Origin of the sequence: Winogradskyella psychrotolerans (assembly GCF_018860545.1) — a bacterium.
Taxonomy (GTDB): Bacteria; Bacteroidota; Bacteroidia; order Flavobacteriales; family Flavobacteriaceae; genus Winogradskyella; species Winogradskyella psychrotolerans_A.
Genome location: NZ_JAHKPN010000011.1, coordinates 533442 through 556504, shown reverse-complemented (window position 1 = coordinate 556504; position 23063 = coordinate 533442). Strand labels below are relative to the sequence as shown.

19 protein-coding genes are annotated in these 23063 nt (G+C 34.7%); 2 read left to right on the top strand and 17 right to left on the bottom strand.

The window, feature by feature from the left end; genetic code table 11:
* Nucleotides 1-13 precede the first annotated feature (13 nt).
* The 5 genes from KO515_RS05780 to KO515_RS05760 all read right to left on the bottom strand — a co-directional run bounded on the left by KO515_RS05780 (nt 14) and on the right by KO515_RS05760 (nt 6791).
* A complete protein-coding gene (locus KO515_RS05780; protein ID WP_436800005.1) occupies nt 14-1429 on the bottom strand; it encodes a mannosyltransferase in 1416 nt (471 codons plus the stop codon).
* A complete protein-coding gene (locus KO515_RS05775; RefSeq protein WP_215935420.1) occupies nt 1426-2916 on the bottom strand; it encodes a cellulose synthase family protein in 1491 nt (496 codons plus the stop codon). Before KO515_RS05775 ends, KO515_RS05780 begins: the two co-directional genes overlap by 4 nt.
* Nucleotides 2913-3605 carry a glycosyltransferase family 2 protein gene (locus KO515_RS05770; protein ID WP_215935419.1) on the bottom strand — a complete coding sequence of 231 codons (693 nt, stop codon included), beginning with the start codon at nt 3603-3605 and terminating at the stop codon, nt 2913-2915. The genes KO515_RS05775 and KO515_RS05770 overlap by 4 nt, the downstream gene beginning before the upstream one ends.
* A 289-nt stretch (nt 3606-3894) precedes the next feature.
* Nucleotides 3895-5484, bottom strand: coding sequence for a 4Fe-4S binding protein (locus tag KO515_RS05765; RefSeq protein ID WP_215935418.1), 1590 nt, complete (start codon nt 5482-5484; stop codon nt 3895-3897).
* Between the two features lie 2 nt (nt 5485-5486).
* On the bottom strand, nt 5487-6791 hold the full coding sequence (locus tag KO515_RS05760; protein WP_215935417.1) for an NAD(P)/FAD-dependent oxidoreductase: 1305 nt from the start codon (nt 6789-6791) through the stop codon (nt 5487-5489).
* 95 nt (nt 6792-6886) lie between these two features.
* Here KO515_RS05760 and KO515_RS05755 point away from each other — a divergent pair, with 95 nt between their 5' ends.
* Nucleotides 6887-7891, top strand: coding sequence for a glycoside hydrolase family 113 (locus KO515_RS05755; RefSeq protein ID WP_215935416.1), 1005 nt, complete (start codon nt 6887-6889; stop codon nt 7889-7891).
* A 72-nt stretch (nt 7892-7963) separates the two neighbouring features.
* Here the strand turns inward: KO515_RS05755 and KO515_RS05750 are convergent, their stop codons facing one another.
* A complete protein-coding gene (locus KO515_RS05750) occupies nt 7964-9496 on the bottom strand; it encodes a carboxypeptidase-like regulatory domain-containing protein (RefSeq protein ID WP_215935415.1) in 1533 nt (510 codons plus the stop codon).
* Between the two features lie 184 nt (nt 9497-9680).
* Here KO515_RS05750 and KO515_RS05745 point away from each other — a divergent pair, with 184 nt between their 5' ends.
* A complete protein-coding gene (locus tag KO515_RS05745) occupies nt 9681-10412 on the top strand; it encodes a metallophosphoesterase family protein (RefSeq protein WP_215935414.1) in 732 nt (243 codons plus the stop codon).
* A 127-nt stretch (nt 10413-10539) separates the two neighbouring features.
* On the opposite strand, the gene KO515_RS05740 is transcribed toward KO515_RS05745, so the two are convergent.
* The 11 genes from KO515_RS05740 to KO515_RS05690 all read right to left on the bottom strand — a co-directional run bounded on the left by KO515_RS05740 (nt 10540) and on the right by KO515_RS05690 (nt 23008).
* On the bottom strand, nt 10540-11322 hold the full coding sequence (locus KO515_RS05740; RefSeq protein WP_215935413.1) for a TIGR04283 family arsenosugar biosynthesis glycosyltransferase: 783 nt from the start codon (nt 11320-11322) through the stop codon (nt 10540-10542).
* 33 nt (nt 11323-11355) lie between these two features.
* Nucleotides 11356-12141, bottom strand: a complete 786-nt coding sequence (locus tag KO515_RS05735) for a DUF547 domain-containing protein (RefSeq protein WP_215935412.1) — start codon at nt 12139-12141, stop codon at nt 11356-11358.
* 10 nt (nt 12142-12151) lie between these two features.
* Entirely contained in the window at nt 12152-13051 is a 900-nt protein-coding gene (locus tag KO515_RS05730; protein WP_215935411.1) for a sterol desaturase family protein, read from the bottom strand.
* A gap of 100 nt (nt 13052-13151) precedes the next feature.
* Nucleotides 13152-14120: an arsenosugar biosynthesis arsenite methyltransferase ArsM gene (gene arsM / locus KO515_RS05725; RefSeq protein ID WP_215935410.1), complete on the bottom strand. Its 969-nt coding sequence runs from the start codon at nt 14118-14120 to the stop codon at nt 13152-13154.
* Between the two features lie 91 nt (nt 14121-14211).
* Nucleotides 14212-15024 carry a purine-nucleoside phosphorylase gene (locus KO515_RS05720; protein ID WP_215935409.1) on the bottom strand — a complete coding sequence of 271 codons (813 nt, stop codon included), beginning with the start codon at nt 15022-15024 and terminating at the stop codon, nt 14212-14214.
* The gene (locus tag KO515_RS05715; RefSeq protein WP_215935408.1) at nt 15017-15646 is read right to left on the bottom strand and encodes a TIGR04282 family arsenosugar biosynthesis glycosyltransferase; all 630 of its coding nucleotides are present in this window, start codon (nt 15644-15646) and stop codon (nt 15017-15019) included. Before KO515_RS05715 ends, KO515_RS05720 begins: the two co-directional genes overlap by 8 nt.
* On the bottom strand, nt 15639-16133 hold the full coding sequence (locus tag KO515_RS05710; RefSeq protein WP_215935407.1) for a rhodanese-like domain-containing protein: 495 nt from the start codon (nt 16131-16133) through the stop codon (nt 15639-15641). Before KO515_RS05710 ends, KO515_RS05715 begins: the two co-directional genes overlap by 8 nt.
* 30 nt (nt 16134-16163) lie before the next feature.
* Nucleotides 16164-16991, bottom strand: a complete 828-nt coding sequence (locus KO515_RS05705) for a metallophosphoesterase family protein (RefSeq protein WP_215935406.1) — start codon at nt 16989-16991, stop codon at nt 16164-16166.
* Nucleotides 16992-16999: 8 nt separating this feature from the next.
* Complete coding sequence (locus tag KO515_RS05700; protein ID WP_215935405.1) at nt 17000-18355, bottom strand: sodium:solute symporter family transporter; 1356 nt, start codon at nt 18353-18355, stop codon at nt 17000-17002.
* Between the two features lie 6 nt (nt 18356-18361).
* Nucleotides 18362-19804, bottom strand: coding sequence for a SusD/RagB family nutrient-binding outer membrane lipoprotein (locus tag KO515_RS05695; protein ID WP_215935404.1), 1443 nt, complete (start codon nt 19802-19804; stop codon nt 18362-18364).
* Between the two features lie 9 nt (nt 19805-19813).
* A complete protein-coding gene (locus KO515_RS05690; protein ID WP_215935403.1) occupies nt 19814-23008 on the bottom strand; it encodes a SusC/RagA family TonB-linked outer membrane protein in 3195 nt (1064 codons plus the stop codon).
* Nucleotides 23009-23063 lie beyond the last annotated feature (55 nt).

Here is a 23063-nt window from a genome sequence, read left to right as displayed (position 1 = left end):
TAAAGTTAGACTGCTAGGAAACTGGCAGTCTTTTTTTTATAAATACTTCCCAAATAAACACGGAAAACACAAGAATATATTCTAAAGCGATAATCCAAAGGTTTTCAGAATTATCAGCATTGGCATAGGCCAAATAGCTCAGTATAACCACCAAGGACCAAACCAAGGGAAATTTGTAATTTGTAAACACACAAAAAATGACTAGTGTTGCAATATACCATGGATGAATAGTTGTGCTTAAAAAGAGATATAACGTAAAGACTAATAGCATTGAGGTTATTAGTTTTGGTAAACTGTTATTGGGTTTAAAGAATGAAAATCCTAATATAATAAGCACCGAAATGGTGGGTAATATTTTTCCAATAATTGCAATTTCGTTATAACCTGTTATGGCGTAACCAATAGCTCTAGCGAGATAATAAATACTTGCATTAAATTCAAAATTTCCAAACCAAAGTCCAACAGTTTTAGAGTAATTAGTGATAAATTCCATTGAAAAGAAGGGGAGGAAGAGTAGAAGTATTGTGATTCCAATTATGATATAAAAGATGATTAACTTCTTATAATTTAAATGTGTACGCTGGTCACCTAGAGCAATTTTGAAAGGATTTTTAGATTTCTCGAGGGTACTCAAATTTACAGAAGTCTTCTTAAACCATCCAAAAAACAAAGGCAATAGCATTAGTGGAATCAACTTTACAGAAATAGAACACGCCAGAACTACAGCTGCCCATTTCCATTTTCCGGAATGTAATAAATACAAAGACCATATTAGGAAGAAAATCATGACTCCTTCAAAATGAAGATTTCCTGTTAATTCAATAATAATAAAAGGGTTTAGGATATACCAAAAAATTCTATTAGGTGGTAATTTTAAACGTTCTAAAAGTTTCTTTCCAAAGTATAAGGTTCCTATGTCTGCTGCAATAATGATAAGGCGCATTACGACTACAGAACCCAAAATACTATTACTAGAGAATAGCGCAGCAATAGCGAAACAAAGTTGATTAATCGGTGGATAGTTTGTAAAATGCGATGCACTTAAACTTCCCATACCATCATATAACTCTTGCGCTTGTAGAATAGGAAACTTTCCGTTTTGAATAAAGGAATCAGGTGTAAATAAATAAGGATTTAACCCTTCAAAAATCATACGTCCATCCCAAATAAACCGATAGAAATCTTGTGATAAATTCGGGATTGCAAATAAAAATAACAACCGAAATACAATAGAAAAAATGACTAATAGCTTGAAGTTAAAGCCTGTTTTCTGAATAATTTGAAAAGCAAATATAAATAATGCAATATATAAAAGTAGCAGTTGGATAGTTTCAACGCGGGTTATATTGTAAGCAAACCATACATATAAGATGCAACTAACAATGAAAAATAGAAATGGAATTTTGTGATATTTCCAAAGCGAAATCACACTTTCGAACTTAAGGACTTAAAAAATACATAGCCAAAGCCAATAAAAAGCATTAAGTGAAATGGAAATAAACCGAAATCACCACCTTGGTCACCAACTACAAAAGCGCTATACATGCCAAAAGCAAAATAAAGCATTAAAATACCTTCAATAATAACGTGAGGTGACATCTTTTTCATGATGTATTTATTGCCTTTCCAAGAATCTCTAATCGTGCTAATATTAAATTTTGGAGTACGCACAAACTCACTACGTTTTCCAATATGGCCTTCAATAACGGCAATAGAATTATGTAGTGAAAAGCCCATAGCTATGGAGAAGAATGTGAAAAACATCCCGATATAGTTGAAGAATTTTTTAAATCCACTGCCATAAATACTGCGGTACATAAACCAATAACAAACAAAGAAAATAATAGTACTCATAACAAAGAAACTCATTACGTAAAAGTAGTTTCTTAAATGCGCATATTCATTTTTAATATACAACATAGGGATACTTAAAATAGCCACAGTAAATATGCTCAAAAACATGGTGCTATTTAATAAATGTAGTAAACCGTGTACTTTTGTTTTAGTTGATATGTTGTCCGATTTTATAACACGCCATAACATTTTTCTAAAGTTTTCTGCACCACCTTTATTCCAACGGAATTGTTGAGAACGCGCGGCACTAATCACTACAGGTAATTCTGCAGGAGTTTCAACATCTTCTAAATATTTGAACTCCCAATTTTTTAATTGTGCTCGGTAACTTAAATCTAAATCTTCGGTAAGTGTATCTCCTTCCCAGTTTCCGGCATCAATAATACAGGCTTTTCTCCATACACCAGCAGTACCATTAAAATTGATAAAGTGCCCTTTACTATTTCTACCTACTTGTTCTAAGGTAAAATGAGCATCTAAGGCAAATGCTTGAATTTTGGTCAATAAAGAATAATCGCGGTTAATATGTCCCCAACGTGTTTGGACAACACCGATTTTTTCATTCTTAAAATAAGGAATGGTGCGTTTTAACCAATTAGGTTGTGGTAAAAAATCAGCATCAAAAATGGCAATAAATTCACCTTTGGCAATTTTTAAACCTTCTTTAAGTGCTCCAGCCTTAAAACCACTTCTATCGGTTCTGGTGATATGCGTAATATTTAAACCTGTTTTTGCTAATGCGTCTATGTGTGCTTTCGTAGTTTTAACTGTTTCATCTGTAGAATCATCCAAAACCTGAATCTCCAACTTGTCTTTAGGATATTCTAAAAGCGCAATATTATCTAACAACCGTTCCATAACATACATTTCATTGTAAACAGGAAGTTGAATGGTAACAAGGGGAATTTCATCCGAATTTGAAAAATCAAAAGTGTCGCAATCTTGTCTTTTCTTTTTCGAAGATAAGTAGTTGTACAGGAGATTTAATTGTGCCAGAGCATACATGAATATAAGTACAATGGCAATGGTGTAAATAACAATAACGATTGATTCGAGAATCATTTTTTAAAACTGTATTTAAAAATCCAACCTAAGATTTTTATACCTGCAAAGATAGCACCTTTTATCGTACCTGAAACTTTTGAGACACCTATTCTGTTTCTATAATTAACAGGAATTTCCCTATAGCTTAATTTTTGCTTTAAGGCTTTAAGTTGCATTTCTACGGTCCAGCCGTAAGTTTTGTCTTCCATGTTAAGTCCCAAAAGCTTATCATATTTAATAGCCCTAAAAGGGCCTAAATCTGTAAAGGTTGATTTAAAGAATAGTCGCATTAAGCTTGTTGCTAACCAATTACCAAAAATCTGAGGAGTAGTCATTGAGCCTTCTTCTCGTAATGTTTCAACACGAGATCCGACTACAAAATCAACATGATCTTCTATAATAGGTTGCACTAATTTTACTAATTCTTCAGGGTAATCACTGTAATCTCCATCTAAAAAAACAATAACATCTGGTTTATTTTTTAGTTTAGAAATGTAATCCATGCCTTTTAAACAGGCATAACCATAACCTTTTCGATTTTCGATTAACACTGTAGCACCAGCATTTTTAGCATTGATTTCTGTGTTATCTGTAGAATTGTTGCTAACTACAATGACTTCATCAACTATTGTAGGAATATCTTTTATAACCAGAGGAATTGATTCTTCTTCGTTATAAGCGGGAATAATAACTTTTATGTTGGGCATTTAGTGCGTTTGAAGGTGCAAAAGTAAGAATTAATGTGTGTAATGTCACAGAGTCATAAAGTGATACTGAACAATTTTAAGTATATGTACTATAATAAAATGGATTCTAAATTTAGGCTTAGCATTTACTCCACACTCTCTGTTTAAACTCAGTGAGTCGCTGTGTTATAATATTTCACGTAAAATGGAGTAGTCGTAACGCTTAATAAATACAAAGCATTCATTAGATGCCTTGAAATTTATGCCAGATTTTATGTCTTTTTACAGCGATAGCAACTGAGACTAAATCCTACTTGTCATTCACCAAATCCATCAAATCTACATCATTTCCTAAAAGAATTTCAGTCGGATTGATACGCCCTTTCATACTATCATTTTCCAATTTTAAAACCCCTCTTGGGCAAACCGCAGAACAAATACCACAGCCAACACAACTAGAACGCACTATATTTTCACCCTTTTGAGCATAATGTCTGACATCAATTCCCATTTCGCAACTGTTGGAACAATTACCACAAGAAATACATTGCCCGCCATTAGTGGTAATTCTAAATTTAGAAAATAAACGTTGTTGGAATCCAAGAATGGCAGCCATCGGACAACCAAAACGACACCACGATCTATTTCCTAAAATAGGGTAAAAACCTGTACCGATTACACCCGAAAAGATAGAGCCAATGTAAATACCATAGGCAGAACGCAAGGCTCCGGCTTTAACATAAAATAGGTGGTCTGTTGTACCTGTAAAGTGCATAATAAGTAAAAGTGCGATCACAATAAAGAAGCCAATGGCTCCATATTTAGCGTCTTTGCCTAATTCATTACGTTTAAAAACCATAACAGCCGTAAAAACTAGCGTTAAAAATCCAATAACTAAACTGATAAAAACACCTCGAGTTAACCAAAAGTCATTCTTGTCATAGCCTAAATACGTGTAAACCACAGCGGTTGTCATCACAATAGAAAATACTAATACCACATGAATTAACCAGCGTTCTATTTTCCATGCGTACATTTTTTTAGACGATAATTGTCTAAAAGAATCACCAGCCGTTTCAGCTAAGCCTCCACAGCCACATACCCATGAACAGTACCAGCGTTTACCATATTTGTAGGTTAGTATGGGTGTAAAAACAAAAATAGATAAGATTCCAAATAGAAGTAAAGCTAAACCAATATTTCCATTAGATAGAAAGCCATTAACAGACCATTCATCAAAAATGTAATAATTAAGAGGCCAAATACTTTTAAGGTCGTAGTATGGTAAGTCATTATTCATAACGTACATAAATTCAGGAATCAAAAAGGCAAAACCTAATTGAAAAAACATGACTGAAATTGTACGTAATTGTTGATAGCGATTATGTCTGTACTTCAATATAAACTTATAGCCGAAAGCTAAAATTGCAACGGTGTAAAGTGTGCCATATACAAACCATTGACTCGCATTTCTGCCACTTAATAGCTGACTTAATGGGTCAAAAAGACCTATTAATCCGGTGTTGGCTTCTCCGTCGGACCCTAAACCTAAGTATTTTGGAAAGAAGTAAAGTACGATATAGAATGTTGTTAAAATCACTCCAACGATCCAACCCCATACACCACGAGATGAAATGGATTTAAACCAAACTCCATCGTTTTTTATACCCTCTAATTTGGTTAAGTAGGCTTCTCTAGAATAGACGATTACACCACCAATTATTAATCCTAAAGACAAGGTTAAAAAGACAGCTTTATTTGGGAAATTAGTATTAAAAAGGGCTAATGCGAGGATGAATAATCCGATAACTCCAATAGCAAGTGCTACTTTTTGTTTCGCTGAAATGTCTAAAGCATCAGGTTTAGCCAATGACATACTGTGATTTAATTTATTGCTCATTATTATGCAGTTTGTAATTGGTTAGTGTAGGCTTTTAAAATTTCGTTTTCAAATCTTGAATAAAACTCAGGATCAAAATTAGCTTCGCTTAGATGATGCATTACATAATCTATGTCCCGTTTTTCGGTGAGCCATCGGTCAAAAACTTCATGGCGCATTCTAATTCCGAAAGTATTTATTCCTAAAAACTCATTGGTGTCTTTATGAAACGCAACGGTAATACACTTGGTGTCGTCTTCATGTTTCCAATGGAAATGTTTTTCGTATTCTGGTCGTCCGCGTTCGCCAAATACCCAACCATAAGTTTGATATTCGATATCTAAAAATTTAGCAGAATTAAACCAATGGCCTGGGTTGTATGCCATTTTATTTCCGCAAATGGTTTGTGCTAAAGTTTCACCCATCATACGACCTGTGTACCAAACGGCTTCAATAGGGCGTCGGTTGCCAATGGCTTCATGCTGCTCGGCACAATCACCAATAGCATAAATATCTGGGATGTTCGTTTCTAAATACCGATTCACTTTCACTCCACGTCCTAATTCAATTTCAGAATTTTTTAAAAAATCTATATTCGGAGTCACTCCTGCGGTTAATCCAACCACATTGCAGTCGAGTTCTTCACCTGTTTCTTCAATGATTACAGATTTGACGTTTCCGTTGTCATCCGACTTTATTTCTTTTAAGTTGGTAGATAATCGTAAATCGATATGATGATTTTTGATATGTCTATTAATCATTTCACTTTCACCTTGTGGTAAAACACCATTCCAAAAACTAGATTCACGAACCAAAAACGTTACAGGAATACTTCTAGAATTCAACATTTCTGCTAATTCAATGCCGATTAATCCACCACCAACAATTACAGCGCGTTTACACACGTCTTTGTTAGGTGCATAGGTTTCAAGAGCCTCTAAATCTTGTTTATGATACATACCCATAACTCCATTTAAATCTTGCCCTGGCCAACCAAATTTATTCGGTTTACTTCCGGTGGCAATAATTAATTTATCGAATTGAAGCGTATCTCCTTCAGCAAAATGAAGTGTTTTGCTAGCGGTTTCAACTTGTTTTACATACCCTTTTTTGAGTTCTATTCTATTCTTTTTCCAGAACCAGTTTTCGTAAGGTTGTGTGTGTTCAAACTTCATATGACCCATATACACATACATTAAGGCGGTACGTGAGAAGAAATAATCGGTTTCGGCAGAGACGATCGTTATTTTTTTGTCTGATAATTTTCTGATATGTCTTGCGAGCGTAACACCAGAAATGCCGTTGCCAATAATTACAATATGTTCCATTAAAAAGTTGTTATTAATAGGCTATAGGTCGAAGCTTTTGTTAAAACCTTATTCAAAAAGCCGAATTTCTTTAAATTTAGGCATAATTTTACAGTATGCGAACTCTTTTTTACATCCTTTTTAGCGTCTTTTTTATAAGTTGTTCAGCGGCAAAATACAAGCCTTTAAAAATAAATGGTGTCAGTTTTGTGGCGTCTAGACACGCTATTGATAGTACACATACCAAACCTGTGGTGAATGTAAATGCCAATGCTGCTGCCATAATGCCTTTTGGATTTATAAGAGATATAAATCATCCTGAAATTATACATAACACCGATCGTCAGTGGTTTGGGGAAACTAGAGCTGGTGCCAAACAGTACATAGAAGCGTTACACAAAGAGCATATTGAAGTGATGATAAAACCGCAAATATGGGTTAGTCATGGTGTGTTTACGGGCTTATTAGAAATGAATTCGGAAGCCGATTGGAAGGTTTTTGAGACCTCGTACTCTAATTTTATATTGGAATATGCCGAATTAGCTGAAGAATTAAACGTGGAAGTATTCTGCATTGGTACCGAACTTGAAACATTCGTTAAAAACAGGCCAGAGTATTGGCATCAACTTATTAAAAGTATCAGATCGGTTTATACTGGGAAATTAACTTACGCAGCCAATTGGGACGAATTTTGGAGAACACCTTTTTGGGCTGAATTAGATTATATAGGTATCGATGCTTATTTCCCGGTGAGCGATATGCAAACCCCTTCGATAGAAGATTGTTTAAAAGGATGGGAAAAACATAAAATGGGCTTAAAGGAATTTTCAGAAAAATTAAACCGACCAATTGTATTCACAGAATTTGGCTACCGCAGTGTTGATTATTCAGGAAAAGAACCTTGGCGATACGATCGTTCTATGACGTCTGTAAATCTAGAAGCTCAAAGTAATGCTACGCAGGCTTTGTTTGAGGCTGTTTGGGATGAAGAGTGGTTTGCAGGTGGTTACTTATGGAAATGGTTTATAAAACACCATGACGCTGGTGGTATGAAAGACAATCAATTTACTCCACAAAATAAACCTGTGGAGCAAATTATTAAAGTACGTTATCAAGAATAGTGTGATTCAAACTGTCCTTTTGAAGCGACTACAAGGATGCTTTTTTAGAAAAATGGTTACATGCATATTGATTTAGTCCTCACTTTCTAGCACCTTAAAATCCTTAATCGCTTTATTAGGTTCTATAATATTATAACCTTTCCAAAACTCAGGATCGTATTGATTGAGTTGGGTTGGTGTAACATATGCTTTTTCTTTAAAGGTATTAAAATCAGATTCAGAAATAGCATTAGTTTCAAAAACGATGAGTTCCGTTTTTTCAATGTTTTTAACGATAAAATGAATATCACCTTTGAGTTCATTTTGTTTACGTCGGCCTTTTACATTTTTATTCTTTTCAACAATTTTAAAAGGACGCTTTATTCCTACTTGTTGCCCTAAAGTTTCATCTCTGTATTTTAAAGTGTATTTGTCATTGTCATTTTTCTGAAAGATTATAGTGCCTTCTTTTAAGTATTTCCGCATCGAAATGCCAAGTAAAGAAAACTTACTAAGTGGATTTACATTTTTATAATCAACTCGTATCACGGCGAAATCTTCTGTGTTGACATACATAGTACCAGCAAAATCCTCATTTCGTTTTGGTTTAAAAGGAATCACATACACAAACATATCATTGATATACGCATAATCTGCTATTTCAAAGTCATAGCGTCGTGATTTATGTATAAAGTTGAGGTCATTGTCCTCATCTATAAAATTATTGTTTTCAAAATTATGAATCATCATCTTTTTCCAATGTAAAAAACCGATTTTCCGAATGGAATCTTTTTTCTTTTGTTCCGCCAATATAGCATCAGTTGCGGCTGCTTCTTTCTCATTGTCATCTCCAAATAGCGAAGAATCCATCTCTTCTTTTACACTAAACCAACCCGATTTAATTTTAAAATACGAATCGCGTTTTACATACTTTCTGAAAATTTCGTTGAACCGTTTTTCGTAGTTATCTAAGTTAATATCCTTTGATTTATCATATAAACGACAGGCCTTAAGGATGTCCATTTTTTGAAACGATTCAGCTTCTATTTCACCATAGAGTTCACCTAATATTTCAGTATGATTACTGTTCTCTTTAGGCATAATCTGAAGTAAGCTATCTATAAATTGCTGATTAAATTCGGGAATTGTTGATGTTTCTATATTAACATCATATTTATCCATAGCTGTGTAGTAAGATGTCCGGTAAAACAGTTTTCGTTTATTGTAACTGTAATTGTAATTAACGGCCAATCCTGCTTTTATTTTATCTAGGATTTCGTCTATCGTGTAGGTTTTATTAGTCACTAATACTTCAGATAGATCGAAGGTTTTTGAGGTTAAATAAATCGTGGAATAGTTAAAATTTAAAAGGGGCACGCGTTTTTCTTCATATCCCAAACAACTTATCATTAATGAGTCGGTTGCTTTTACAGCACGATTAATACTGATGTTAAACTCTCCATTATCATTACTTATGACTCCAGTTTTAGAATTAAACTGAATGGTTGCAAAAGGGATGGGTAACTCTGTTTTTGCATCTAGTAAAGTTGAAGAAAAGGTTTGCTGTCCGTAAGATTGCGACGCTAATATTAGCGCAAGTGCAATGATGATTTGATTGATTTGCATGATGATGTATGGGTTGGTTGATTGACAGCCAAAGTATTAGATTTGTAGAGTTTAGAAACCCGATTTAATGTTTTATTAAGTTAGTTTTATCTAAAGTTTAACAACTTTAAGAAAAATTAAGAATTCAAATTAAGTCTGTCTTAATTAAAAATTAAATTTTAGCTTTGATGAAAATCGAAATTATATGCGAACGTTAGCAATAGGAGATATTCACGGTGGGTTAAGAGGTTTAATTCAGGTCGTAGAACGCGCAAATGTGAGTTCTGATGATGCATTAATCTTCTTAGGGGATTATGTGGATGGTTGGAGTGAAGCGGCACAAGTCATTCAGTATCTCATTGATTTATCTAAAACAAACACATGTATTTTCATTAAAGGTAATCATGATATTTGGTGCGAACAGTGGTTGGCTTATGGTACCGTGAATGATGTTTGGTTTAAAAATGGAGGTAAAGAAACCATAGAAAGTTATGATGGATTTTCTAAGGAAGAGAAATTAGAGCATCTCGATTTTTTTGAAAGCATGCCTTTATATCATATGGATTCAGAAAATCGATTATTTGTGCATGCCGGATTTACGTCTATGCATGGTGTGGAACGCGAATTGCACAAAGAAAACTTCTATTTTGATAGGACGCTCTGGGAAATGGCATTAACGATGGATCAACGAATAGAGAAAAACTCTAAACTTTATCCCAACCGGTTGAAGCATTATTCCGAAATTTATATTGGTCATACACCTACCATTAATTTTGGTAAAGATAAGCCTATGCATGCTGCTAACGTCTGGGATGTAGATACAGGCGCAACGTTTACAGGAAAATTATCGGCTATTGATATTGATACAAAAGAAGTTTTTCAAAGCGATAAGCTTATGGATTTGTATCCTGATGAGTTGGGCCGGAACAAAAAATAGTCAAACCTGCAAGGTGTTTCCGAGGTACGAGGACTCCTTGTAGGTTTCATTGAGTTTGCTGAGACATAAATAAACCTCTTAATAAGTGCCTTTATCCTACAAGGTTTTTAAAACTTTGCAGAACAATTTAACACACATACTTCTTATAATAAGCCAGCAAATCATCAGCCGAAGCACCAAACCATTTCTTTACATATATCATCCAGAAGTGATACTGCAATGTCCAAACTCCTTGTTTACGATAGAGTCGTGCTGAGGTAATAATTTTTTTATTGATAACCACATATTCTTTTCGCGCATAGAGCTCGTTAATTAATATGTTGTCTTCATAAATGATATAATTTTCGTCATAACCACCAATGTCGTTAAACAGTGTTTTGGTTATAAACTGACTTTGGTCTCCACCTCTGCAAGCACGCCAAGAAAATTGAGTGAACCAACTCGCTAAACGCAGCCACCAATGATTGCTGTCAAACTGCATTCTAAAGCAACCTGCTTTATTCCCTTTATTTATTTCATCTATAATGAGTTGATCAAAATGTTTTGGAGGAAAAGAATCAGCATGAAGAAAATATAAAATATTTCCAGTTGCAAGCTTTGCGCCAAGGTTCATTTGTTTTGCTCTGCCTTTTTCTGAATGAATGAGTTGTATGTCAGTTCGAGTGAAATTATTTTTTTGAAATTTTGTATCGAGAACATTCCCATTAGCTTCTCGATACAATTCTTCACGTTGTTTAGAATCGCTTGAAGTAACAAAGTTTTTAACCATATCCTGAGTCCCATCCGTACTTCCACCATCCACTACAATAATTTCAGAAATATGAGCAGCATCAGAATTCTCAAAAAGATGCGTCAATACATCACCAATACGTTCAGCTTCGTTTAAAACAGGAATAATAATACTTATCATATTGGTATCTACGAAAAACTTGAAGTCTTAGTTTTAATCATTCAAACCCCAATTATAATCCGTGTAACTTTTCTTAGCCGAATCTGAAATTGTAACGTCTGAATATTGATTTAGAAAATCAATTAAACTTCCATTTTGCTCAAAATCTTTTTTAAACCACTTAAATATTTTTGAGATTTTTATGTCGTCTTTTGAAAGTTTGTTTTTAGTTGAATCCGCTAAAAATTCTTTTGTGGCTTTGGTTAATTGTGCGTCCAAGTTTGAAGCAGTAAAAGCTTCATTTTGCAATTTCGGACACGATATAGACGCACAAACAATAGCGAAATGTATTCTAGGTTCATCCATGTGTCTAAGAATCTTATGCTCAATATCATTTAGATTTTGCCAGTTATCACCAAATTTCCATAAGCGTTGATCCCAAGGATCTTTAATGTCTTTAATGCTTTTTGTTGGGTAGTTTCTTAGAATTAAATCTATGGTTAAAGCATTGTAAGCGTTAATCCAATAGGCGAGTTTTTCTTCTCTAGAAATTTCGTCTAACCTTGGGTATAATTGACTCAAGATGCTGATATATCCAAGTAACTGACCATGAGACATTTTGAAACCAACATAATCTACATTACCGTTTTTAGAAACATATTTTTGTAATAATTCATCAAATAATGTATGCAGATCACCTTCTTTCTTTGTAAGATGTTGACGAAATTCTAATGAATCTGCGACTTCGGTTTTATGAATTGGATTTTGAGTTACTTGTTGCAATCCACAACACGGCAAAGTGAATATTAAAGTGATAATTAATACTGATAAATATGTCATATATTTTTTATTATTTCGTTTTCCGCTTGCGTTGAAATGCAGGATATGCAGATTGACTCATAAAATCTTTGGGGAAGTTTTCATCATCCTCAAAACCGATTTCAATATCTCTGCCATCATGTGGAATGTAATCGGTTTTAAATAAATAATCCCAAAGGCTTAAGGTGATTCCAAAATTCACACCAAACCGTTCTCCTTTCGGTAATTCTTTAACGTGATGCCAAATGTGCATCTTTGGATTGTTGAAAATGTATTTTAAAATTCCATAATCCCAGCCCAAATTCGCATGGTTTAAATGGCCAATAGCAATATTAAAGAAATAGACGATGGCCACATCTTGCGCGTCAAATCCGCCAATTATAGCAAGCGGAACGTATAATATGGTTTTATAAACAATAGGTTCCATCCAGTGATATCGTAAATGCCCTGCAAATCCCATTTCTTTTATGCTGTGGTGTACTTTGTGGAAATTCCAAAGCCATTCAAAACGGTGTAAAAGCCGATGCGTATTCCACTGCACAAAATCCGACACGATAAAAAGGATAAATAAGCCTAACCATTTAGGTAATGTTTTCACATCAAAAAGTTGAAAACTTGAAAGTGACAAGCCAACAACTCCTAAAATATCATTGAATACTTCCGAAACCGTATTCGACAAAGCAATGAGTATAATGAGATTTAAAAGAAAGAAATTGAAGAACATATAAAAGGTGTCTAACCAGAAATCTTTTCTAAAAAGCGCTTGCTCTTTTCGCCATGGAAACGCTATTTCTAAGAGCCATACGGCAATTGAAATTATAATAAGGCCATAGAAAAAATTGTCCCAATGGTTAAGATCAATGAGTTCATATTTCAGGTAGTTCCAGTAATTGGAATATGATTTTGTGAATATGTCTAGGTATTTTTCCATTTCTCATTCCTGCGAAGGCAGCAATCTCTTTTTATGCATTTAGACTTGCTAGATTTTTAAAACCTGCTAAGTCCTTAAATAATTAAATGGCGATTATCGCCTAACAACAACCTCCATCATCGTAATGGAACGTAGATTCAGAGAAATAAATATCATCTCTACCTATAGCTTGTAATGCTCCAGCTGTTTTATCGCAAATTGCTAAGGGCTGATTTTTTAATAAAATATGTCCTGCGTTATCATCAAAATAGTCGTCGTCTCCATAATAAATGGCGGCTTTTCCTGTAAAAACACATGGTCCATCTTCTGGCATTGGATCTTTAATAGCTGCGACTTCTATGGATTCGATATAGATCAATTGATCTGTTGGGTAATTTTTAGGATCAAGAATTCTATATGGTTTTCGGGCTCTAATTTCAATAGTACCAAAACCAGCATCCGTTAATGCTTTTACGTAGTCTGCAATTGGTAAACTTCCACTTAAACAAAGGGCTCTCAGACGATCGTCGTTTCTTAATTCGTCATTCATGGGTTGCTCACAAGTAGGATCGCTCATTACTAAACGACCATGAGGTTTTAAAACACGATACATTTCTGCAATCGCTTTTTTTAAATCATCCGCTTTAAAAATGTTGAATAAACAATTTTGCGCAGCCACGTCGATACTATTATCTTCGACCGGAAGATGCATAGCATCTCCTTTTTTAAGATCTACAAATTCAGAATGAAACCAATCGTTTTGTGCTTCAGCTTCTTTAAAATTTTTACGAGAGGCTTCCAACATTTCATCAACTACATCAATTCCAATTACACCACCTTTTTGTCTGTTGAAATATGAGAATTGTAATAACTCCATGCCACCTCCAACACCAACATAAAGCATTTTTGGGTTGTTCGTTAAATCGCGTGCATGGACTGTAGAACCACAACCGTAATTCATTTCCTGCATGATTTTAGGAATTTTTAAACCTGGTAATTCCCAAATCGGATTTGTAGTACAACATAAGCCTACATCAGGTGTCAATGCGGCTTCTTTGTATAAATTGTTTGTTGCTTCTAGGTAACTCATTGTTTCAGTCTTCAATGTTTTAATCTTAAGTCTTCAGTCTAAAGTTGCGTATCAGTGAGACTGAATACTGCAAACTGAGAACTGACAACTTTTAAAGTGTTTTTATCAATTCCTTAAAAAGTGTAATCATATTCGGCTCCGCTTTTCCTGCCATAGCAATAATTTCAGAAATGTCAACAGGTTTTAAGTCGTCTGGATTACATTCATCCGTTAAAACAGAAACCGCTGCTGCTTTTAAATTTAAATGATTAGCCACAATAATTTCGGGTACTGTACTCATACCAACGGCATCTGCACCAATCGTTTTTAGCATGCGGTATTCTGCTCGTGTTTCAAGCTGAGGACCAACAACAGACGCATAAACACCTTTATGTAATGTGATGTTATGGTCTTTAGCAATATTTTCAAATTTCGAGTTGATGTCTGCATCATAAGGTGCACTCATATCTGCAAAGCGCTCGCCTAATTCTGAAACGCCTTTAAATGCTAATGGCGAACCACCTTGAAGATTAATATGGTCGTCTATAAGCATTAATTCGCCTTTTTTATAATCGAGATTAATAGCTCCAGAAGCATTAGAAACCAATAAAGTTTTGATGCCTAACTTCTCCATAATCCGCACAGGAAATGTGACGTCTTGAAGTGTATAACCCTCATAAACATGAAAACGACCTTGCATTACCACAACTTTTTTACCTTCAAGCATTCCATAAATCAGTTTGCCCTTATGAAATTCTACAGTAGCCGTTGGGAAGTTAGGAATGTGATTGTAACTGGCTTCTGCAATGATGTCTAATTCGTCAATCAACTGGCCTAATCCTGTTCCTAAAATGATGCCGATTTCAGGGGTTTCAAAACCTTTACTTTGTAAATATTCGGTGCTTTCTGTTATCTGTTTAATCATTGAGTTGCTGTATTTTTTCTTGTAATTTTAAATTCGATTTATAAAAGTCTGAAGCAATTAAATCTTCATACGTATCAATATCGTTTAACGTGTCTAAGGTATTAACTGAAATTGTATTACTCTGTAACTCTTGTAACGTTAGCTGCAATAAATGGGGTTGACTCCATGGTTTATTGATGAAAATTTCGGGAATCAATTTAGACATGCCAACCAAATAATAGCCACCATCTTCGGCAGGTCCAAAAACGACTTCATTGGTAGTTAACGCCTCTAATCCATTTTTAATTTGTGTGGAATTTATATCTGGTAAGTCAGAACCAATAAGGACAATCTTTTTATAGCCAGATTCAAAACCGTCTTTAAAAGCGTTCATCATACGCTCACCTAAATCAACTCCTTTTTGCACTGCTTTAAAATCATGTTCCCATTGTGAATCCACTATAGTATTAGAAAAATAAATGCGTTTGTCCATGTTTAAAGCTTCAGTTGCTTTTTCGGTAATCTTAACCAATTCGGTATATACTTCAAAGGCACCAAAATCGCCAATAGTTTTAGCGAGTCTGGTTTTTACGGTTCCTAATTTTATATTTTTTACAAATACAATTACAAGTGTATCAGTCATATATTTTCTTTCCTTTTATAAGCCATTGGCTCCATTCTTTTGAAAATGCATGTACATTTTCAGTGGGTTTATTTTCAATATCGTAAACCGTGAAATCTTTGTTCTTCCATTCAAAAATACCACCAAATAAATTATAGACATTGGTGTAGCCTACTTTTTCGAGTTGTTCTGCGATATCTTCAGAGCGAATTCCTAAGGAACAATACACCACAATTGTGGTCGATTTATCAGTTATGCTCGTGGTAATGTTTTCAATATTAAACTTATCATAACCAACATGAATAGCGTCTTTGAGATGACTCGTTTCATATTCAGTTAGTTCTCTTGAATCTAATAAAATAGCGTCTGTTTTTGGCATGGCCAATTCTTGTACAGAGATATACGGAATGCTTTCTTTATTATGTGTCTTTAGCAACTTTTCAATTGATTCTTGGCCATTTACCAAAAAGCTTAAGAGTAAAAATGATAATGTAAAGATTTTATGCATGCCTTTTTAGTGCTATTAATTAAGGTAACCTTACAATTCTATAGGTTGTCCTTGCTGTTTTTTTTCAGTCTCAGGTAAAATTTCCATATTGTCCCAAAGACCAGAAACGATTGTTTTGGCATAAGATTCTGGAAGTAATCCATTTAACATGAGTTGATTTGCTAGTGTATGATTGTACTCTAACTTACGAAAATTCACCTGTAAGGGTTTTACAGAATCATCCAAAATTGCAAACCAAACATTGGGTTTTCCATCATTGGCAGGCATACCAATGACACCAGGATTTATCCAAATTTTATCGTTTTGTTCATGTGAAAATGGTAAACCACAATGCCCAGCAATAATGATATCACTTTCGGTAGCTTCAAAATTAGATTGTTTAGTAGCCCAAGGTGTTGACTTAAAAATAAATTCTGAAACATTAAAATACGAACCATGAACGACAGTCACCTTCTGATTCCCAATGGTGAATTTTATATGGTCTGGAATCGTTTCAAGATAGTTAAGAGAATCTTTAGATAATTTACTCTTGGCATACGGATACCATTGTTGCGAAAAACCATCGCATCGCGACCCTTCTCTAAAATCGCAGCCACAATCGTCTTCATCATCACGTAATTGTATTTCTACATTACCAACAATGCTTCGGGCATTCCAATTTTTAAAGGTTTGCATGGTTTCTTCGGGTTGGGCGCAATAGCCAACAATATCGCCAGTGCAAATACAATTTTCAGGCGGAATACCTTCAGATTCTGCCACGGCAATTAGTGCTTCAAGGGCTTGAAGGTTGCTGTACACACCACCAAAGAGTAGTACTTTACCTGTAAGTTTTCCTATGTCAACGACGTTTTTATTCATAACAATTTTTACACAAGTGAATCGCTCATTTTTTTAGATAACCATTTCGGTATGAAATATAAAATATTACAACTTAAAATTCCCCAAATATTAACCCAAAGTAAATCGGCATACTTGCCTTCTGTAAAAATTAAGGCTTCTGGGAATACCTCAAAAACGAGTAAAAATCCAAATACTAGTCCTGTAATAACACTGAGATAAAAACTCAGTTTTGGAACTTTAATATTCCAGAATAAAAATACAGGTGTTAACCCAATAACCATAGTTCCAGATATGGTGGTTGCGGATAAAATTTCTGCTTCAAGAAAAACAGGTAGTGTGCCTAAAATCGCTATGGCAGCCATGGATGCTCTTCCAAAGGTTAAATCGTTAACCATACCTAAATCAATCGCTAATAATTTTGAAAAGGACGAAAATGTTGAGTCTAGAGTGGAAGCGGCTGAGGTTATCATTATAAAATTAATGACTAATAAAATAACCACTCCAAAGGCTTTACCAACTTCTACAGCTGCTTGACCTTTAAAACCTTGTGTTTGTGCATAGACTCCAATAACACTAAATAATATAATACAAATGGCACCTAATAAACTCGCCCATAAAAAACTTTTACGAGTTACTTTGGGTGAACTAATAAAGGCTCTATCTGTTAAAACTGGGTCGTGAAACGGATAACTAAAGGATTGAATAATGGCTGCGAAAAATAAGTTTAAACCCAACTCAAAACTCCAAGTCCCAGAAGTGACGACATCATTGACGCTAAAAGTGTCTATTGAAAAGATATTCCATAGAATTACCATAAGTAGAATACTAAATAATACCATCTGAATCACATCAGTAAAAATAGAACTACTCAAACCGCCTTTTATCGCATAAGCTAATGTCAATAAGGTGAAAACGATTATGGCTTTGTAGTAGTTAGAACTTCCTGTTTCACCAAAATAACTACCAATAACCATGGTATTACTCCAGACTTCATTAAATAAACGAATAGCAATTAAAATTGAAAACAAAGCCATAGCTCCTTTTCCAAATTTGGTAGTTAAAAATTGATGAATACTTTTAAATCCGCCAATAACGCGCATTTTGTAAATCAATAAACCAGCGACAGCAAAGGATAGGTAATAACCAGCATACGCAACACCACCAACAATACCAAAGCTTAAGCCTAGATTTGCGGCATTGGTAATGCTCTTGGCAAAAATCCAAGAAATAATAAGGCTTCCGGTAAGCACTAAAGCGTTTGGTGCTTTCTTCTTATGAACCGCCTTAAAAAATTCGTCTGTAGTTTTCGCTAATGGTGATAATAGAAAGAGTAGTACACTCGATGCAATTATCAATGTCCATTGCCAGTTAATTATATCCATCTATGTTTATTCGTTCCACCAAACCGGCACGTTTATACTATTGTTGTCTGTTGCGGTTGCAGCAACACTGTAATTTTCAAAATTTAAAGCTGCTTCTTCTGCAGGATAAGGCATTCTTATCGGAATTAAATCGTCGTTTAAACTAGCCGAAATTGTTTGTAATTCAGGGAAACCTGTTCTTCGGTACTCTATCCAACTTTCATAGCCATTAATCACATTGGCTATCCATTTCTGTGTTAAGATTTGTTTTATTGGGTTTGACCCAAAAGCATTATAAGCTGCAGGACCAGAAAGGTAATCTGTAGGTAGTTCCGTGTTCCAATACTCAAACGCTAACGTAACTCCAGCGTTGTATAACATCTGTGCATCTGCGGAAATAATACCTTTGGCAGCCGCTTCTGCTAAGGCGAATTGTACTTCCCAAGCTGTGATAAAATTAGCATCTAAAGTTGAAGTATCTTCTCTGAAAGCCGCACTTGCTAAAGAATAATCTGCTAAAGCAATAGAGGTAGTGGAAGCATCGATTCCATTTAGCAAACCATTAAATTCATTAGTATTTGAATTTGAAAACGGACGAAATAAACTTGAAAGTCTCGTGTCATTCAAGCCAATCAAAATATCTTCCATTGTTTCGGATAAGACAAAATTGTTGAAATCACCAATGCGTAATTGTGCCAATCTAAAACTGTTTGGGTCTGTATTTGTAAAATTGAAAATGGCATTCTCACTGTTGGAAGTGATATAGTTGCCTTCATCAAAAAGGGGTTGTAAATCACTAGAAACATCTATTTTATCCGAAATACGAACCAAATGTTTAATTTTTAAGGCATTCGCAAATTTTATCCAAGCGGTTAAATTGCCATCAAATAAAATATCGCCTTCCAATGGAATCACATCAGTATAGGCTTCAATGGCAGCAATACCTTTATCTAAATTATCTAATATACCGTTTTCATTAAGATAGATGTCTTCTTGAGAATCGTATGCTGGTGTTACGGTACCTTCAACACCATTGAACGCTTCAAAATAGGGAACGTCTCCAAATAAATCAGTTAAACCAGCAGCCATATAGGCTTTTAAAATTAATGCAGGACCTTCGTAAACAGCAAAGGTTTCTGTTGTTCTAGCTTGATTTAGGATAATTTCATTATCTCTCAAATTGGTATAAAAAATAGGCCAAGGATTACCTCCTAATTGTGGTGATTTTAAAGCATGTCTATCAAATAAATTGAAATCTAAAGCGGTTCTATGTTGTGCTAATAAATCACCAGCAACAAAGCCTTCGTAACTCATGTTTTCTCCAAAATCGTAAATAACCTGTCTTAGCAACAAACTCGGTTGGACTGAACTTGGTTGGTTTGGATTGGTATTGATGTCTTCAAAATCTTTGGTACAACTCATTGTTGTTGCAATAAATAAAACCGAAAGTATATATGTGAAATTTTTCATGTTACTTTTTTAAAAATTAAATACGGCTTTAAAACCAATACTTCGTGCTGTAGCATAACTCATGTCTTCAACACCACTTACAAATCCATTGCCTTGAACGGCTAATTGTTCTGGGTCAAAATGCGGATTTTCAGTGAAAGCAAATAAGTTGTTTCCAACTAATGAAAGACTAATGTCAGCACCTTCTTTTAAACCTAAAAATCCATCTTTTAAGTCAAAAGTATAACCAATAGCGAATTGGCGTAACTTCAAAAAGGAAGCGTCATAAACGTTATTCTCTTCGTGATTTCTATCGTAAAATTGTCGGTAATAACTTTCTGAAGTAATCGCAACGGTATTTGCTTGTCCAGTATTTACATTGACACCATGTGCAACAATTCCGGCATCTGGTCGGTAACTAGTTTCTGCTAATTGACCACCAACATTTCCTAAAGCACGTGTTCTAGAAACGACTTCGCCTCCTTGTCTCCAATCGAATAAAAAACTCATATTCCAATTTTTATAATTGAAATTGTTACTCCATCCCAATGTGAAATCTGGATTGTAATTTCCTAGCTTTTTTAAGTTGTCATCAGCAATGTAATTCCCGTTATCATCAATTAAAAATTGTCCGTTTTCATTTTTCTGATAGCCTGTTCCGTAAAAATCGCCAACGCGTCCACCTTCTTCAACTTGAAACCAAACGGTTTGGTTAGAACTATCATAAATTCTACTGTAAGCGAGTGTTAGGCGTCCATCAGATTGTGGTAAATCTTTAATCACTGAACGGTTTGTAGCGAAATTAAACGTGGTATTCCAGTTAAAATTATCCGTTTGTATTGGTGTAATGCCTAAAATAATTTCTATACCTTGCGTGTTTACTTTTCCGCCATTTACCACTTGCTGACTGTAACCAGAAGAAATAGCCACAGGTAACGAAATGATTTGGTCTTCAGTGTTGGCATTGTAATACGAAAAATCTAATCGTAATTTGTTATCTAAAAAACGTAAATCTGTACCAAACTCATAAGAGGTGGTACGTTCTGGTTTTAAATTAGAGTTAGGAATAAAATCTTGGTCGCTAAACGTAGGTTCGCTATTGTATGGTGTTTGTGATACAAAAGCACCAGAAGTTTGGTAAGCACTTGTGTCGTTTCCAACTTGTGCCACACTCGCTCTCAGTTTTGCAAAAGATATGACAGTTGGTAATTTCAGAACATTAGATAGTATAAAACTCGAAGAGATAGAAGGGTAGAAAAACGAAGTGCCATCTACCGAAAAAGGTGTGGCTAAAGCACTAGACCAATCATTCCGTCCTGTAATATCTAAGAATAAAAAGTCTTTATAGCCCAGTTTTGTAATACCATAAAATGAATTGATACGCTTTTCACTTTCAAATTGAAAGACTTCAATAGGTGAAGCTGCATTGTTTAAATTGTAAATTCCGGGTTGTGCCAAACTAACCGTTTGTGATTGTTTGGTAGTTGCGATTTGGTTCAATCTATTTCCACCTAAAAACACATCTACAGAAATATTATTAAACTGATTTTTATAGTTGATTAAAAAATCGGTATTCACTTCTCTAAACATGACATCGTGCTCGGCATATGCACCATTACTAAAACGATTACTGCTATATGCTCTTCGTAATTGTCTAGTTTCGGTACTGTAATCCATTCCTGTTCTAAGAGAAACACTTAAATTTTTAGTTAGGTCTTGGGTAATGGAAATATTACCGAAAATACGGTCACGATTAAAGGAATTTGTGTTTTCATTTAATATGAAATACGGATTATCAAAAAAAGTATAGTTAAATGAGTATTGCTGTGTGCCTTCTAATCCAGGTTGCCAATAATCCTTTAAATTTTGAATATTTAAAGAACGTGGTCCCCAAGCTACAAGCGAATAATTGGCATTTTCACTGCCGTAACCATTAGAAGGTCTATTGTCACTATTAGAATTTATATAACTGAAAGATGAATTAATTTCGGTATTGTCACTTGGTTGAAAGTTTAATTTAGCAGCAATGGTTTGTCGGTCTAAATTCACGCCAGGAATAATAGATTCACTTCTCAAATCGGTAAAAGATAATCTATAATTACCTGAATCGAACCCATTAGAAACTGAAATATTATTAATAGTGGTAACACCAGTTTTATAAAAATCCTTCAAGTTATCAGGATTCGATTTAAAAGGTGTTGCTGTGATGTCTAAACCATCGTAAAGTGCAGTATCTCCACCTCTTACAAAAGTGCTATTTGATAATTGCACAGGACTGTCAAATTGTGGAATTAAAAGTCCAGCATCTAAACGTGGTCCCCAAGAATAGGTGATATTATCATTGATACCACCACCAAGACCGTCACCATATTCAAACTGACCAGAATTACCTTGACCATACGAATTTTGAAAATCGGGCAATCTAAAAGCACTGTCTACAAAAAGTGAGGAATTAAAACTAATACCTAAACCTCTTTTGTTTTTTCCGTTTTTGGTTTCAATAACAATAACACCATTAGATGCTCTTGTGCCATATAATGCTGCAGCACTTGGCCCTTTTAAAACGGTAACAGAACCAATATCATCAGCATTCACTTCCATACCACCATTTCCGAAATCAATTTCTTGAAATCCGGCAGCAGCTTCATTTGTAAAATTAAAAACCGTTTCATTATTTATGGGCACACCATCAACTACAAATAAAGGATTGTTGTTAGAAAAGGACGCTTCGCCTCGAATCGTAATTTTGGAAGACGAACCAACACCTGTGGCACCCTGGGTTACCGTAACTCCAGCTAATTTACCCTGTAAATTGTCTAAAAAATTGACTGTTTTTACTTCCGTTAGTTTTTTAGAAGAAATGGCTTGCACAGCATAACCCAATTCTTTGGTATCGCGTTCTAAACCTAATGCGGTAATTACGACTTCATCTAAAGCAGCAGAATCTTCCTGCAATTGAATATTGATAATAGTTTGATTTCCAACTTCAATAGTTTGTGATTTATAGCCCAAAAATGAGTAGGTGAGTTTGTTTGTAGTTGAGTCAACTAGTATTGTGTAGGTGCCATCATCGCTTGAGGTCGTTCCTTGTCCTGAATTAGATGTGATATTAACAAAGGGCAAAGGTGTTTTTGAACTGGCTTCGGTAACTGTTCCGGTAATTGTAATTTGGGCATTACTGAAAAAGCAAAAGCATAACAGTAAGCATAAGTAAATGTGCTTCATATGTAGACCACAAGCATGGCTATTTTTTAAAATGTGAGATTATTTAGCTGAAAAA